Raw genomic sequence first — 15,121 nt, forward strand, 5'->3', positions numbered from 1 at the left:
TTATGGTAAGAAATAGTTTAGATAATCCAGTTTTTATATTTTTTTTACTAGTTTTTGCTGTTAGCATAAATTTTTTAGCTTCAATTCATTTTTTAGTTATAATCTTTGCTGGTATTATCTCAACTGCATTTTATAGAACTTTAAAACAAAGATACTATTACTCTTTTGCACTTGTAATTATTGCATTTTTATTTATTGAATTAAATATGGGATTAAAACCATTTTCTTTATCTTTATTATCATTTTTTGTATATTTATTTATTATTCCAAGATATGAACAAAGCCATGTAAACGGATTTTTATATATAATCTTTTTCTATATTGGTTTAGCAATTATGTGGTATATATTTTTCAATTTTGATACTATTTTTAGTTATATTCTTATAGTAAATCTAATCATAGATCTTATTATATTTGGGATATTTTTATGAATTGGAGATTAAATCTTATATATATTTTTGTAACTCTTATTTGTATTATGATTCTTTCAAGAGTATATTTTTTAAGTATTAAATCTAATACATATTATGAAGAGTTATCACAAAACAACTATATAAAGAAAACTTATAAAGCACCTACAAGAGGAGTTATTGAAGATAGAAATGGAGAACCATTGGCTCTAAATCAAATGGGATTTTCTATACTAATAAAACCTCATTTAAGAGCAAAGAAACATCAAGAAAAATTAGAAAATATAATCGATATAATAGTAGAGCAATTTCCACAATATGAAAAAGATAAATTAATTAAAGATTATATGAGGAATGACTCACCTTATAATCATGAATTTATAAAAATAATTGATTATGTACCATATGAAGATATCTTCTCAAAATACACATTTTTAGCAACACAAGAAGATATAAAAATAGAATCTTCATCAAAACGGTACTATCCACATAAAGAACTAGCCGCTCACATTATTGGATATGTTGGAAAAGCTTCAAAACTTGATATAGTAAATAACGAAATAGCAAAATATAGTGGAATTGTAGGTAAAAGTGGTATAGAAAGATTTTACAATGAAAAACTTCAAGGAAAACTCGGATATAAAGATACAAAAGTTAATGCTTTAAATAAAGAAATAGAAGTAATAGATGAAAAAGAACCATCAAATGATAATAATGTAAGAATTACAATTGATGTAAATTTACAAAAATATCTTCAAGAATTATTTATTGATAAAAGTGGTTCAATTGTTGTAATGGATGCACAAAACGGTGAAATACTTGCGGCTGGTTCATTTCCTGAATATGATAGTAATATATTTGCAAGAGGAATTTCACAAGCTGAGTGGAATGAAATGAGAAATGATTTTAATCACCCTTTTACAAATAAAATAATAAATGGTCTTTATCCTCCTGGTTCTGTTATAAAGATGGGAGTTGCACTATCATTTTTAGAAAATGGAATCAGTGATAAATTTACTGTTGATTGCTCTGGTTCATTACCTATTGGAAATAGAAATTTTAGATGTTGGAAAACAACAGGACATGGACATATCAATTTTAGAAGTGCCATAGCACAAAGTTGTGATGACTTTTTTTATAAAGGTAGTTTAAAAATTGGTATAAATAAAATATCTGCTACTTTAGATAAATTAGGAATTGGTCAAAAAACAGGAATTGATTTAGACAATGAATTTATAGGAATAAATCCAAATAAAGAGTGGAAAGAGAAAAGACTAAAAAAACCTTGGTACATAGGAGAAACTGTAATTACTTCTATTGGTCAAGGAAATATGCTTACAACACCTTTACAAATTGCTAGATATACAGCATTCTTTGCTTCTGGAAAATTACCTAAACCACACTTGACAAGTGAATCTTATGAAGAACCTATAGAATTAGATTTTAAAAAAGAGTATGTAAAATTGATGCAAGAAGGTATGTTTGATGTTTCAAATGCTCCATCAGGAACAGCAAAAAGATATACAACTTCAAAAGTAACAATTGCTTCAAAAACAGGTACAGCACAAGTTGTATCTATTCCACAATCTGAAAAAGTAAGGATGAAGGAAAGTGAACTTGAGTATTATCAAAGATCTCATGCTTGGATTACAGCTTATGGACCATATAAAAATCCAAAATATGTTGTAACAGTAGTACAAGAACACGGTGGAGGTGGTGGTAGTGCCACAGGTGGAGTTGCTAGTAGAATTTTTGATAAACTATATGAGTTAGGTTATATTACAGAACTTGAATAGTTTTACTTTAAGAATTTTTAGTTAGAATTACAACTCATTTTATATAGGATATTTATTTGAGAATATTTTTATTCATACTTTTTTTAACAAGTTTCTCTTTTGCACAAGATCCATTACCAATGGTAAATCTTTCAATAGCTGCCATAGAAGAACCTGTTCAATTTGTAAAAACTATAAATATAGCTATTATACTAGCTTTAATGGTTCTTGCACCATCATTACTACTTATGGTTACTTCATTTACAAGAATTGTTATTGTTCTAGCTCTTTTAAGACAGGCTCTAGGTTTACAACAATCTCCGCCAACACAAATTATTATATCGCTATCACTAATATTAACTATTTTTATAATGGAACCTTATGGTAAAAAAGCTTGGGATGAATCAATAGTTCCATATATGGATGAAAAAATATCATATCAAGAAGCATTTACTAAAGGTGTTGCACCTTTTAAAGATTTTATGATAAAAAATACAAGAGAATCTGATTTAGCTTTATTTTATAGAATAAAAAAAGAGTCAAATCCAAAAAATATTGATGATGTAGCTTTAACTTTATTAGTTCCAGCTTTTATTGTAAGTGAATTAAGAACTGCTTTTGAAATAGGGTTTTTAATATTCTTACCATTTTTAATTATTGATATAATAGTAGCTTCAATCTTAATGAGTTTAGGTATGATGATGTTACCACCTGTTATGATATCCTTACCTATAAAAATAATATTCTTTATTGTTGTTGATGGTTGGCTATTAATTATTGGAAATCTCGCACAATCCTTTAAATGACAATTTTTTAATCTCTAGGTTTTTATATCAATGAAAAAAATTTTATATTTTAGTACAATATTTATTTCTTTACTATTCTTTTCACATTTTTTTTACTATTTACCAAATATTAATAATCTAACAGTTAATACTTATTTAGAAAAAAGTAAACTTATGAGAGAAATGTTTTTGGAAGAAGTAAAAAAAGAACAAGAAAAAACAACAATTTTTACATATCTTATAGGTCAAGATTCAAGAATTATAGAATCTTTAAAAACAAATCAAACAGAAAATTTAAACTATGATATTGTTATGGATTTTTTGCATAATAATGGAGATTATAAAGATATTTGGTTTCAAATAATATCTAAAGAAGGTAATATTGTTTATAGAAGTTGGTCAAAAACAAAAAATGATAATATTTTAAGTTTTAGAGAGGATTTAAAAGAATTAGTAAAAAACCCAAAACCAATACAATCTATTACTTCTGGAATTTCTGATTTAGTTTTTGTAACTACACAACCAGTATATGATAGAGCTGGAGTATTTATAGGTTTTATTGAACTTATATCGCATTTTAATTCTGTTGCAAATACTTTAAAAGAAAATAAAATTGAACCGTTATTCATATTGAGTGAAGAAAAAAGTGCAATAATAACTGAACCTTTTACGAATATATTTTTAGGAAATAACTACATTGCTAATTTAAATGCTTCAAAAGATATTTTAAATTTGGTTCAAGAGCATAAAATAAATAATTTTATTGAGATTGAAAACTTTATTAGTATTAGTCAATATTTAGCAACAAATATAGAGATAAAAGATGTTGAAGGAAAAAGTTTAGGTCTATTCTTAATGTTTTTAGATAAAAAAAATATTGATTACTCAAATATATCAAATTTTCAAACTCAATATCTAACATTTATTATTTTTTCTATGATTATTTATGCTTTTATATTTTTATACCTTTTAAAAGTTTCTTATACAAAAGAACTAAAAGCAGAAGTAAGTAAAAAAACTCAAAAAATAAATGATCAACAAAGAAAACTAAAATCTTTAATAACCATATATGATAAAAATGTAATATTCTCAAAAACAGATTTACAAGGCTTTATAACACATGCAAGTTCAGCTTTTTGTGATATTAGTGGATATACAAAAGAAGAACTTATTGGAAAACCTCACAATATAGTAAGGCATCCTGATATGCCAAAAGAGTTTTTTAAAGATATGTGGAAAAACTTAAAAGAAGAAAAAAGAGTAACAGTTGAGATAAAAAATATTAGAAAAGATGGTTCGTATTATTGGGTAATTGCTGATTTAGAACCCGAATATGATGAAAAAGGGACTCATATTGGATATTTTTCTGTAAGAGAGGATATTACTGCAAATAAAGAGATAGAAGAACTACAAAGAGATATTATTTTTACTATGGGAAGTATTGCTGAAGTAAAATCAAAAGAGACAAGTGAGCATGTAAAAAGGGTAGCTAAATACTCAAGAGTTTTAGCAAATGCACTTGGATTAAGTGAAAAAGATATAAAAATGCTTGAACTTGCAAGTCCAATGCACGATATAGGTAAAATTGCTATTCCAGATGAAATTTTACATAAACCAGCAAAACTAACTTTTGAAGAGTTTGAAATTATGAAAACTCATGCACAAAAAGGCTATGAAATGTTACATATTTCAAATAGACCATTATTTAAAGTAGCTTCACAAATTGCTCTAACTCATCATGAAAAATATGATGGAACTGGATATCCAAATGGATTAAAAGGTGAAGATATACCAATTTTTGGAAGAATTACAGCAATTGTAGATGTATTTGATGCAATTGCTAGTGATAGATGCTATAAAAAAGCTTGGGAAATGCCTAAAGTTTTAGAATATATAAAAAGTGAAAGCGGAAAACAATTTGATCCCAAATTAGTTGATTTACTGTTTGAAAATATTGATAAATTATTAGAAATAAAAGAATTACACAAAGATGGATAATAAATTCAAGTTATAATATAATAAATATTTATTTATAACTATAATATTTTTTTATAATTCTTAAGAAAATATATTAATTTTTAGGTTATAATTCTAAGAAAAATATTTAGGAATTAATTATGAAAAAAATTTATATATCTTTTTTTCTATCAACAATCCTTTGTTATGCACAAAGTATAACTTTTCAAGAAGTTTTAAATCAATCATTAGAAAATAGTAAAGATTTAAAAAAACAAGAACTAAATATAGATCTAGCAAGACAAGATAGAAAAATAGTTGATAGTTTTTCATATGGAAAATTAGAGATAAATTCACAAATAAGTAGAACAAATCACTCTGGATATGTCTTTAATTCTAAATTATCAAGTAGAGAAGCAACTTTTAAAGACTTTGGATTTTCTCAAATGAATGAAGGATTAAATACTACTCCAAAAGATTTAAACTATCCAGATGATAGAACAAATATAAACTCTTATGTATCTTATGATATTCCACTTTTTATGGGATTTAAACTACAAAATCTAAAAGATATTACAAAACTTCAAGAAAAAGCAAATGAATATTTATACAATCTTGACAAAAAAAATTTAGAGTTTGAAGTGTTAAAAGCTTATAACGGTGCGGTAGTTGCTAAAGAGTTTGTAAAAGCTTTAGAAAAAGCAAAAAAAACTATAAACTTTATATCAAACGCAGCATCAGAATTTCATAAAAATGGACTTGTTACGAAAATAGATGTAAATGAGGCTAAAGTTTATGAACTCAATATAAATTCTAGTTTTATTGAAGCTCAAAATAACTTCAATCTAGCCTTAGCTTACCTAAAATTTTTAACTTCAAATGAAGATATAAAAGATGTTGAGGATTTAGAAAATATATATTTTGACTTAAGTAATTTTGATGAATTATACAAAAAAGCCTTACATCAAAGAGATGAAGTAAAGATGCAAAATATAAGTATTGAAGCAAATAAAAAAAATATAGATGCACAAAAAGCATCATATTATCCAACTGTTTTCTCTCATTTGGAATATGGTTTCAATGACAATGATTTTACATCTTCTAAAGACAAAGATTACTATATGGCACTTTTAGGAGTAAAACTAACACTTTTTGATAGTTCAATAAGTGCAAATGTTCAAAAAAGTAAAATTGAACACTTGAAAGCAAATCTTGATTTTGAAAAACTAAAAGATGGTATAAAACTAGAACTTGAAAAAGCCATTTTAGAGTTTCATACAAAGCAAGAGATTTTAAAAGAAAAAATAGAAGCTAAAAATCTTGCACTTGAAGTATTAAAGCAATCACAACTTCAATATAAAAATAGACTTGTACCTATGACAACTTTGCTTTTACAAGAGGCAAATTATAGAAAGGCTGAAGCTATGTTAATCAATGCAAGATACGAAAATTCATTGGCTTTAGCCAATTTGAACCTTGTTTTAGGACAAAATTTAAAAAAGGATAATCAATGAAAAAATTTTTAATCGCTAGTTTATGTTTTATAAATATTTTTGCAAACTCTTTAGAGTTAGATGGAATAGTACAATCACAAAATGAAAAAATTATCTCAAGTAAAATGATGGGATATATAACAAAAATATATGTTCACGAAGGAGATAGTGTAACAAAAGGTGATATTTTATATGAAATAGATGCTTCTGATATTGTTTACAATGCTGAAATCTTACAAAATCAAGTAAAAAATCTTGAAGTAAATTTGAACAGATATAAAAATCTTTTAGAACAAGATTTAGTTTCAAAGTTTGATTATGAACAATTAGCTCTAAATCTAGCAACTGCAAAAGCAAAACAAAAAGAGTTAAATTCACAATACAACTATTTAAAAATCAAAGCTTCAAACAATGCGTTGGTAATTAAAAAAAATATTAAAGAAGGTGAGATGGCAATGCCTGGTATGCCACATCTTATTTTAACTGATTTAGATGATTTAATAATAAAATCAAACATAGCAGAATCAAATCTAAAAGATATATCATTAAATCAAGAAGTAAATATAAAAATACCTTCTCAAAACTTTGAAACTATTGGAAAAATAACTGCAATTTTCCCAAATCTAGCTTCAAATACACACTCTTTTGCTATAAAAATAGCTTTTGATAAAAAAGATTTTACAATTTATCCCAATATGTATGCAAAAATTTTTATAAATTTAGGGCAAAAAGATGAACAATGAAAATAGCACTAAAAAACTAAATATTGCAGGAAGAACTGCAAAAATTTTTATAAATCATCCTTTAACTGCAATTTTGGGTATATTCATCTTGATTTTAGGATATTTTTCACTTTTAATAATGCCCAAAGAGGAAAATCCACAAATAAAAGTGAGTGGAGGAGTTGTAATTGTAGCTCTTCCTGATGCAAAAGCTAGTGAAGTTCAAAAAGTCATAATAGAACCTTTGGAGAAGAAAATAAGAGAAATTCAAGGGGTTGAACATATCTACTCTTTTGCAAGAGATAGTGTTGGTATAGTACAAGTTCAATTTTTCATTGGAGAAGATAAAGAGATATCAAATCTAAAATTATATGATCAAGTTATGAGAAATATGGATTTAATGCCTAAAAATGCTATGCAACCAATTATAAAAACTATGGATATTGATACAGGTATTCCAATAGCAACTATTGCCTTTTACAGTGCAAAAAAAGATGGAAAAGATTTGGTATCAAATACAGAACTTTTCAATGAAGTAAACAAACTATCAAAAGAGATAAATAAGATAAAAAATGTTGCTTCAGTTGATTTAAAAGGAGATAAAAAAGAGCAATTTAATATTTTGGTTGATACAAATAAATTAAGTTCATACAATCTAGCACTTGCTCAAGTTATGAAACAAATTCAATCTTTGAACTTCAATACACCAAATATTTCAACAAATACAAAAGATAATGAAACTGTAGTTTTTTCTATAAAACAAGCAATACAAAATGAAAAAGATTTGGAAAATCTTATAGTTTCTTACAATTTTCAAACACCTATTTATCTAAAAGATATAGCAATAATTACAAAATCTTATGAGATACAAAATAAAAAAGATGCCTATATTTACCAAAAAAATGAAAATGGAAATATGCAAAAAAGCAGTCAAATAACACTTAGTGCTTCAAAGCTAAAAGGCTCAAACTCTGTAAAAATAAATGAAGAAATATTTAGTTTTATGGAGTCAATAAAAGATGAATTATTGGCAAAAAATATAAAATATACAATAACAAGAGATGATGGATACACAGCAAACAATGCAGTAAATGCTTTGGTTACAGATTTACTTGTTTCTATTGTAATAATCTCTATTTTACTTATTTTTACTTTAGGATTTAAAGAAGCTATGATAGTTTCTCTTACAGTTCCTATGATTTTATCTTTAACACTTTTTATAGGATTTATGCTTGGAGAAACAGTAAATCGCATAACACTTTTTGCTTTAATTGTATCTTTAGGGATGTTGGTTGATGCAGCTATTATAGTAATAGAAAATATTCACCGACACAAAAAAGAAAATCCAAATATGGACTTGGAAACTCTAAGTATTCAAGCTACAAATGAGATAGGAAATCCTACAAATATTGCAACAATTGCTATTATTATGGTGTTTATTCCTATGTTTTTTGTTGGTGGAATGATGGGAGAATTTATGCACCCTCTTCCTGTTTTTGTACCTATTTCACTTGCTGTTTCACTCTTTATAGCTTATGCTTTTACTCCATATTTAGTTAAAAAGTTTTTAGGAGCTAAAAAATGAGATTAGAAAAAATAATATTAGATATTTTGAACTCTAGTTCAAAGATAAAAATGGTTTATTTAATAACAATAATTTTGTTTATATTATCAATTTTAACTTTTCCAACAAAAATAGTAAAAGCAAAAATGCTTCCTAGCAAAGATTCTGATAGCTTCTCAATTTATATAGATTTAAAAGATGGTTCAAGTTTAAATCAAATAAAAGAGGTAGTTGATTGTATTGTAAGAAATATTCAAGATGATGAAAATATCACCAATATTTCAGCATTTTTAGCACAAGGGCAACCAATAGATTTTGCTGGACTTGTAAAACAAAGCTCTTTAAAATACAAAGATAGTCAAGCTGAACTTATGGTAAATATAAAAAGAGCAAAAGAGAGAAACATATCTAGCTATAATTTAGTAAACTCTCTTCGTCCTCAAGTGCAACAAAATTGCCAAATGTATGAAGCAAATATAAAATTTATAGAACTTCCTGCTGGTCCTCCTGTACTTGCTTCATTGGTTGCTGAAATATATGGTGGAGAAAATTTTGAAAATAGAAGAAATTTTGCAATAAAAATAGCAAATATTTTCAAAAATCAAACAACTCTGGTTGATATTGATATTCTTGCTGATGAAGATTTTATAACTTATGATTTGGAGATTTTAAACAACAAAACTATTATGAGTCAAGTTGATTTGGAACATCTAAAAGCTACTTTATATTTAGCTTTTGAAGGTATGCAAATAGGAGTTATAAATGATAAAAATGCACAAAGTCAAATTCCTATATTTTTAAGACTTGATGATTCAAGAAATTTGCAAAACAAATCAAGAGAAGCTTTAAATTCTAAGTTAAATAGCCTAAAAATTATGAATAATATAGGACAAATGATAAATATTTCTGAACTTGTAAATATAAAACAAAGTATAAAAGAGCCAGAAATCACTTCAAAAAATCTAAATCCAATTATAAATGTGATAGCTGAAACTTCAAATGATAGCCAGATTTATCCACTTTTAAACTCAAGAGATGAAATGATAGAAACTTTATCAAATGAGTATGAAATTATTAAAACAGATATGTTAAATCTATCTTTTATTGATAAAAAAACAGATGAAAGATTTGATTTAGTATTTGATGGAGAGCTAAAAGTTACAATAGATACTTTTATAGACTTAGGAACAGCATTTATCATAGCTTTAATTTTGATATTTTTACTTATGGTAGTTTATTATAAAAATTTTGCTTTAAGTGGTGCAATAGTTCTATCTAGTTTTATATCTATTATTGGAGTTATTTTGGCACATATTGTTATGGATATATTTACAAGTGATACTTTTTATCTAACAGCAACTTCTCTGATAGGATTTATTGGTCTTATAGGGATAAATTCAAGAAACTCAACTTTGATTATAGATTTTGCAAAACAGTTAGTACAAGAAAATGGTTTAGGAATAAATGAAGCAATAGCAAAAGCAGCAGCAACACGGTCAAAACCTATTATTTTAACAGTTTTGGTACTTGTTTTTGCAAGTTCTTTAATAGCAAATGATGCTGTGTTTGGTGGGCTTGGAGTTGCACTTATAGGTGGGACTTTAATCTCTTATGTGGTTTCTATGTTTTTTGTTCCTATTGTGATAAGAAATAGCCTTAAAGAAATAGTATAGAAGAGATTCATATATGAACGAAAAACTAAAAAAATATATTAAAAGTATCATAAAATACACTATTCTATTTGTAATAGTTTTAAATATTATAAGTTATTACAAAAGTACTGATCTAAACAAAGAAAAGCTTGATATAAAAAGTTTTACTCTTTTAGATGGCTCTATTTATGAAATAAAAAATGACAAACCTCTTCTAGTACATTTTTGGGCATCTTGGTGCCCTATTTGTTCTCTTGAAGAGCAAAATATTGAAAAGATTTCAAAAGATTATGAAGTTTTAACAATAGCAACTCAATCAGGAAACAACAAAGAAATCGAAGAGTATTTAAAAAATAACTCTTTAACTTTCAAGGTTGTAAATGACGAAGATGGGATTTTAAGTAAGAAATTCAATATAAAAGCATTTCCAACAACCTTTATATATGATGAAAACCAAAATCAAAAATTTACTGAAGTTGGCTATACATCGACTTTTGGACTATATTTAAGAATGTGGTGGAGTAAATAGAAAGTTCAAAACAAGTGATTTTTGGATAAACTTCCACAAAAATAATATTTATAATTGGGGTAAAAAATGAAATTTAAAGTATTTGTTGATGGGCAACATGGAACAACTGGATTAAAAATCCATGAAATGTTAGAAAATAGAGATGAAATTGAACTTTTAACAATAGATGAAAAAGATAAAAAAAATACAGAAAAAAGAAAAGAACTTCTAAATAGTGCTGATTTAGTGTTTTTATGTCTTCCAGATGATGCTGCGATTGAGTCTGTGAGTTTAATAACAAATGAAAATGTAAAAGTAATAGATGCAAGTACAGCTCATAGAACAAATAAAGATTGGACTTATGGGATACCAGAACTTACAATTAAACAAAGAGATAAAATAAAAAATTCTAAAAGAGTTTGTGTTCCAGGTTGCCATGCAAGTGGTTTGATAATGGCTATGAAACCTCTAATAAAAGAGAAAGTTTTAAACAAAAACCATAAAATAATTTGCCACTCAATAACTGGATATAGTGGTGGTGGAAGTTCTATGATAAGTGAGTATGAAAATGGTGAATTTGAAGTATTTGGAGCTCAAAGACCTTATTCACTAGCTTTAAATCATAAACATTTACCTGAAATGAAATATATTTTAAAACTAAAAAATGCTCCATTGTTTACTCCAAGTGTTGGAAATTTTAAACAAGGGATGCTTGTGATGTCTTATTTAGCTAAAAAAGATTTAAATAAAAAACTAAATAAAGATAAAATTATAAAATTGTATAAAGAGTACTATAAAGATGAACTTTTTATAAAAATAATTGAAAACAATGATGAATATTTGGAAAGCGGTTTTTTAAATCCTATGAGATGTAACAATACAAATAGCTTAGAAATTTCTGTTTATGAAAATCAAACTGATTTAGTAGTTATATCAAGACTTGATAATTTAGGAAAAGGTGCTAGTGGTGCTGCTGTTCAGTGTATGAATATCATGCTAGGGCTGGAAGAAAGAAAAGGTTTAGAGATAAAAATCTGATATTTGAGATAGATTAAAATCTATATTTTTAAGAATGAGTTACAAGGTAAAAGAAAGGACAATTTCTTAACTTTAGCTCCTAATCTAAATTGATGTTAAAAAATCTGAAAATATAAAAAAACCTTGAAACCCATACTTAAAAATACAAAGAGAAAAATCTCTTTGTATTTAGTTAAAACTATTTATTATTGAACTTGAAAAGTTAAAGTTGAAGAGTAGAATAGTTCATCTACTTTATCTTGCATATCTTTTGGAGATTTTACATTATGTTCAACTTGTAAAAGCCAATATCCAGAATGATTTAATTTTATATTTGCAACTCCTTCTTTATTTGTAGTTGTTGCAAGTGCAAAATCTCCTTTATTTGAAAATCCAGCATAAGTTCCAACGATATTTGAAGATGCTAAAGGTTCATTATTAAATAGTACTTTTACAGTTAAATATTCACCATTTCCTTTTAATTTATTTGGATTTTGCATAGGAATTATCTCTAAAGTTTGTCCTAAAGCTTTTGAATAATTTTCATCTTTCGCTTCACCAACACTTATAATTGCTTTAGCAAACCTATTAAATTGTTTACTAGAAATTACATTATCTAAACCCTCTTTTGTTCCAGCTTTCCAAGTTTTATTACCTTTATTATCAAGATATTGAGTATAAAAAGCTGGATTTGTTTTACCTAAAACCAGATAATTTCCATCATTTTTCAATACTGCTTTATAGCCTAAAAGTTTATCATCAAGATTACTTTGTTTATCTCCTTCAACTATTTTGAATTCTGCTTTTGCCTCATAAACTTCATCTATTGGATAGATATGTCCACTTCCTGTATATAGATTTGTTATTGCACCTAATTTGTTCAATTGTGGAGTATAACTTGAAGAGTGTATCCAAAAATCATGAGCCAAACCTTGAACTGTTGATAATGTAGTAAAAAGAACTACAAAGCCTATTTTTTTAATCATTTTTTATCCTTTATTTTTAAAATTTATAATTTATACCAAACTCAAAACTTCTTGCATCACCTAAAAATACTTGTGTATCTCTTCTTGCTGTTGTAGCGAACATCTCATCTGTTAAGTTTTTAAGTAAAAATGAAAACGTTGTATTTTTATTGTATGTATAATCAAGTGTTAAATCAACAGTTGTGTAACTTGGTAATTTTACTGAATTTGCAAAACCTATGTTGTCTGTATAAAAAGAATCTACATATTTAACCCAAGTTCCAATACCTAAATTTGAAATAGGCATATATCTAATTCCTAAATTTGCCACATATTTTGGAATAGAACTTGGTGTTTTTCCAGCATAATCAACACCATTATGAACAAAATCATCATATTTTGAATCTGTATAAGATAGATTTGCATCTATTTGAATTTGTTCTATTGGTTGAATACCTAAAGCTATTTCAAAACCTTTTGAACTTTGTTTTCCGACATTTAACAATCCAGTTCCTGGCATTGGATTATTTACAAACATATTCTTTTTAGTTATTTTATATGCACTTGCAGTAAACTCTGCTTTATCATCTAAAAATGATTGTCTTAATCCAACCTCAAATTGTTCAGCTTTAGTTAAATCTAATTTTGTTTGTGCAGCACTCATTGTAAGAAAACTAGCACTTGCATCTCCTGATTCAAAAGATGAAGCATAAGAAGTATAAAGAGTTGTTGTATCTGTTAAATCATAAACCAAACCACCTCTATATGAAAATTTATTATGTGTTTTATCAATTTTTTGGGCAATAGGACTGCTAAGCCCTGCTTTAAAATCATATTTTATATCATAAGTATCATGTCTAATCCCTGCTACAAGTTTTAAATTATCCATTATACTTAACTGGTCTTCTACATAAACGCCAATTTGATTTAATTTTATATCAACATCAGGTTTTTTATAATCATCTGTTGTTGGTTTAAAAAAATCCTTATAATACATTTTTGTTAGATTATACATAGGAGTATTTATTATATTTCCAGCATATGTTGATTGTTCTCTATTTAGTTCTAATCTACTTATATCAAGACCTACAAGAAATCTATTTTCAAGCCCAAAAAAATTACCTTTATGGATTAAATCCAACCTATTTCCTATTAAATCTTGTTTTTGACTAGAGTCATAACCTCTTCTTTGAACCATAGTTGGATTTGCTTTATCTTGTACAGCCAAATATAATCTTCTAATATCAGAATCTGCATTTTGATAATATATTTGATTTTTTAACTCTATATTTTGTGTTGGATACCATTCAAGATTATTTTTTATCCATAAACTATCACCTTTATCTATACCATCTTCTAAATTATTATAATTTATTTTTCTAACACTTTTATCCAATTTACCATTTACTAAAGGTGTTCCTTGATAGTCATGCTTTCCATCATCTTTAGATTTTTCAATAGATAATGTTGTAAGTAAATTATGATTTAATTTATAAAGCAATGAAGCACTCAAAGAGTCAATATCTCTTTTTTCTCCATCATAATTTGAACCTAATTGTCTAGTAAGTACATCCACTCTGTAAGCCAATTTATCTTCAACAGCTACACCACCTGTTCCAAAATTAAATCTATAACTATCATAACTTCCAGCTTTAAATCCTAATTCTGTTTCTTGTTTTGTAAAACTTGGTTTTTTTGTGATTAAATTTACAGTAGCTCCTATCGAGCCTTCACCATTTAATACTGAGCTTGCTCCTCTTATAACTTCTATTCTATCAAGATTTGAAACATCTAAAGTTCTTTTTGAAAAAATTGTCCCATTTAATTTTATTCCATCTTGTAAAAAATCAATTCCAGGATAACCACTAAATCCTCTTACAGAATAATTCCCAGTTGTTCCATGACCAGAACTTCCACCAGTTATACCAGTTGCTTTTGTAACAGCTCTTATTACTGTACTATCCCCTCTTTGCTCCATTGTTTTTGAATTTATCACTTCTACACTTGCGGGAGTTTCTTTGATAGTTAAGCCAAGCCTTGAACCAGTTGATGTTTCTTGTTTTAATTGATTTGTGTATCCAGTAGAGTTATTATAAGATTCTTCTGTAACTTTTATAGTATCTAATTTTGTAGTTTCATTCGCACTTAAATATGTACTTGATATTAAAAGTGTAGCAACAGAAACTGCTAATTTTATTTTCATATTTTCTCCTATTTTATTTATGCAACTAGGTTGCAATTATTTTGTGATTCTAATATTTTTTATCTTATTTG

Annotated in this window: 12 protein-coding genes; 10 read left to right on the forward strand and 2 right to left on the reverse strand. The window is 26.5% G+C overall.

The genetic code is table 11. The annotated features are described in order from the left end of the window. Positions 1-2 precede the first annotated feature (2 nt). The 10 genes from ACNSOS_RS02185 to argC all read left to right on the forward strand — a co-directional run bounded on the left by ACNSOS_RS02185 (position 3) and on the right by argC (position 11,903). Entirely contained in the window at positions 3-431 is a 429-nt protein-coding gene (locus ACNSOS_RS02185) for a hypothetical protein (RefSeq protein ID WP_113909488.1), read from the forward strand. Continuing rightward, a complete protein-coding gene (gene mrdA, locus ACNSOS_RS02190) occupies positions 428-2,206 on the forward strand; it encodes a penicillin-binding protein 2 (protein ID WP_418185780.1) in 1,779 nt (592 codons plus the stop codon). Before ACNSOS_RS02185 ends, mrdA begins: the two co-directional genes overlap by 4 nt. Before the next feature lie 119 nt (positions 2,207-2,325). Then, positions 2,326-2,991, forward strand: coding sequence for a flagellar type III secretion system pore protein FliP (fliP, locus tag ACNSOS_RS02195; protein WP_113893973.1), 666 nt, complete (start codon positions 2,326-2,328; stop codon positions 2,989-2,991). A gap of 30 nt (positions 2,992-3,021) precedes the next feature. Then, on the forward strand, positions 3,022-4,968 hold the full coding sequence (locus ACNSOS_RS02200) for an HD domain-containing phosphohydrolase (protein WP_418185781.1): 1,947 nt from the start codon (positions 3,022-3,024) through the stop codon (positions 4,966-4,968). A gap of 119 nt (positions 4,969-5,087) precedes the next feature. Next, a complete protein-coding gene (locus ACNSOS_RS02205; protein WP_418185782.1) occupies positions 5,088-6,440 on the forward strand; it encodes a TolC family protein in 1,353 nt (450 codons plus the stop codon). Further along, on the forward strand, positions 6,437-7,162 hold the full coding sequence (locus ACNSOS_RS02210) for an efflux RND transporter periplasmic adaptor subunit (RefSeq protein WP_418185783.1): 726 nt from the start codon (positions 6,437-6,439) through the stop codon (positions 7,160-7,162). The genes ACNSOS_RS02205 and ACNSOS_RS02210 overlap by 4 nt, the downstream gene beginning before the upstream one ends. Beyond that, positions 7,152-8,726 (forward strand): efflux RND transporter permease subunit, encoded by a 1,575-nt coding sequence (locus ACNSOS_RS02215; protein ID WP_418185784.1) that lies wholly within the window; start codon positions 7,152-7,154, stop codon positions 8,724-8,726. The genes ACNSOS_RS02210 and ACNSOS_RS02215 overlap by 11 nt, the downstream gene beginning before the upstream one ends. Further along, on the forward strand, positions 8,723-10,378 hold the full coding sequence (locus tag ACNSOS_RS02220; RefSeq protein WP_418185785.1) for an efflux RND transporter permease subunit: 1,656 nt from the start codon (positions 8,723-8,725) through the stop codon (positions 10,376-10,378). The genes ACNSOS_RS02215 and ACNSOS_RS02220 overlap by 4 nt, the downstream gene beginning before the upstream one ends. Positions 10,379-10,391: 13 nt before the next feature. Further along, a complete protein-coding gene (locus ACNSOS_RS02225; protein ID WP_418185786.1) occupies positions 10,392-10,886 on the forward strand; it encodes a redoxin domain-containing protein in 495 nt (164 codons plus the stop codon). 66 nt (positions 10,887-10,952) lie between these two features. Further along, positions 10,953-11,903 carry an N-acetyl-gamma-glutamyl-phosphate reductase gene (gene argC / locus ACNSOS_RS02230; RefSeq protein ID WP_418185787.1) on the forward strand — a complete coding sequence of 317 codons (951 nt, stop codon included), beginning with the start codon at positions 10,953-10,955 and terminating at the stop codon, positions 11,901-11,903. 185 nt (positions 11,904-12,088) lie between these two features. On the opposite strand, the gene ACNSOS_RS02235 is transcribed toward argC, so the two are convergent. Together ACNSOS_RS02235 and ACNSOS_RS02240 are read right to left on the reverse strand one after the other, a co-directional pair. Continuing rightward, positions 12,089-12,868 (reverse strand): DUF4198 domain-containing protein, encoded by a 780-nt coding sequence (locus ACNSOS_RS02235; protein ID WP_113909497.1) that lies wholly within the window; start codon positions 12,866-12,868, stop codon positions 12,089-12,091. Positions 12,869-12,884: 16 nt separating this feature from the next. Beyond that, positions 12,885-15,050 carry a TonB-dependent receptor gene (locus tag ACNSOS_RS02240; protein WP_418185788.1) on the reverse strand — a complete coding sequence of 722 codons (2,166 nt, stop codon included), beginning with the start codon at positions 15,048-15,050 and terminating at the stop codon, positions 12,885-12,887. Positions 15,051-15,121 lie beyond the last annotated feature (71 nt).

Origin of the sequence: Aliarcobacter vitoriensis (genome assembly GCF_048320235.1) — a bacterium.
Lineage (GTDB): Bacteria > Campylobacterota > Campylobacteria > Campylobacterales > Arcobacteraceae > Aliarcobacter > Aliarcobacter vitoriensis.

What these genes read in the sequence shown, in the direction of transcription:
- ACNSOS_RS02235 (WP_113909497.1), bottom strand. Translation starts at nt 12,868, where the DNA reads ATGATTAAAAAAATAGGCTTTGTAGTTCTTTTTACTACATTATCAACA.
- argC (WP_418185787.1), top strand. Translation starts at nt 10,953, where the DNA reads ATGAAATTTAAAGTATTTGTTGATGGGCAACATGGAACAACTGGATTA.
- ACNSOS_RS02210 (WP_418185783.1), top strand. Translation starts at nt 6,437, where the DNA reads ATGAAAAAATTTTTAATCGCTAGTTTATGTTTTATAAATATTTTTGCA.
- ACNSOS_RS02200 (WP_418185781.1), top strand. Translation starts at nt 3,022, where the DNA reads ATGAAAAAAATTTTATATTTTAGTACAATATTTATTTCTTTACTATTC.
- ACNSOS_RS02240 (WP_418185788.1), bottom strand. Translation starts at nt 15,050, where the DNA reads ATGAAAATAAAATTAGCAGTTTCTGTTGCTACACTTTTAATATCAAGT.
- ACNSOS_RS02215 (WP_418185784.1), top strand. Translation starts at nt 7,152, where the DNA reads ATGAACAATGAAAATAGCACTAAAAAACTAAATATTGCAGGAAGAACT.
- mrdA (WP_418185780.1), top strand. Translation starts at nt 428, where the DNA reads ATGAATTGGAGATTAAATCTTATATATATTTTTGTAACTCTTATTTGT.
- ACNSOS_RS02185 (WP_113909488.1), top strand. Translation starts at nt 3, where the DNA reads ATGGTAAGAAATAGTTTAGATAATCCAGTTTTTATATTTTTTTTACTA.
- ACNSOS_RS02205 (WP_418185782.1), top strand. Translation starts at nt 5,088, where the DNA reads ATGAAAAAAATTTATATATCTTTTTTTCTATCAACAATCCTTTGTTAT.
- fliP (WP_113893973.1), top strand. Translation starts at nt 2,326, where the DNA reads ATGGTAAATCTTTCAATAGCTGCCATAGAAGAACCTGTTCAATTTGTA.
- ACNSOS_RS02225 (WP_418185786.1), top strand. Translation starts at nt 10,392, where the DNA reads ATGAACGAAAAACTAAAAAAATATATTAAAAGTATCATAAAATACACT.
- ACNSOS_RS02220 (WP_418185785.1), top strand. Translation starts at nt 8,723, where the DNA reads ATGAGATTAGAAAAAATAATATTAGATATTTTGAACTCTAGTTCAAAG.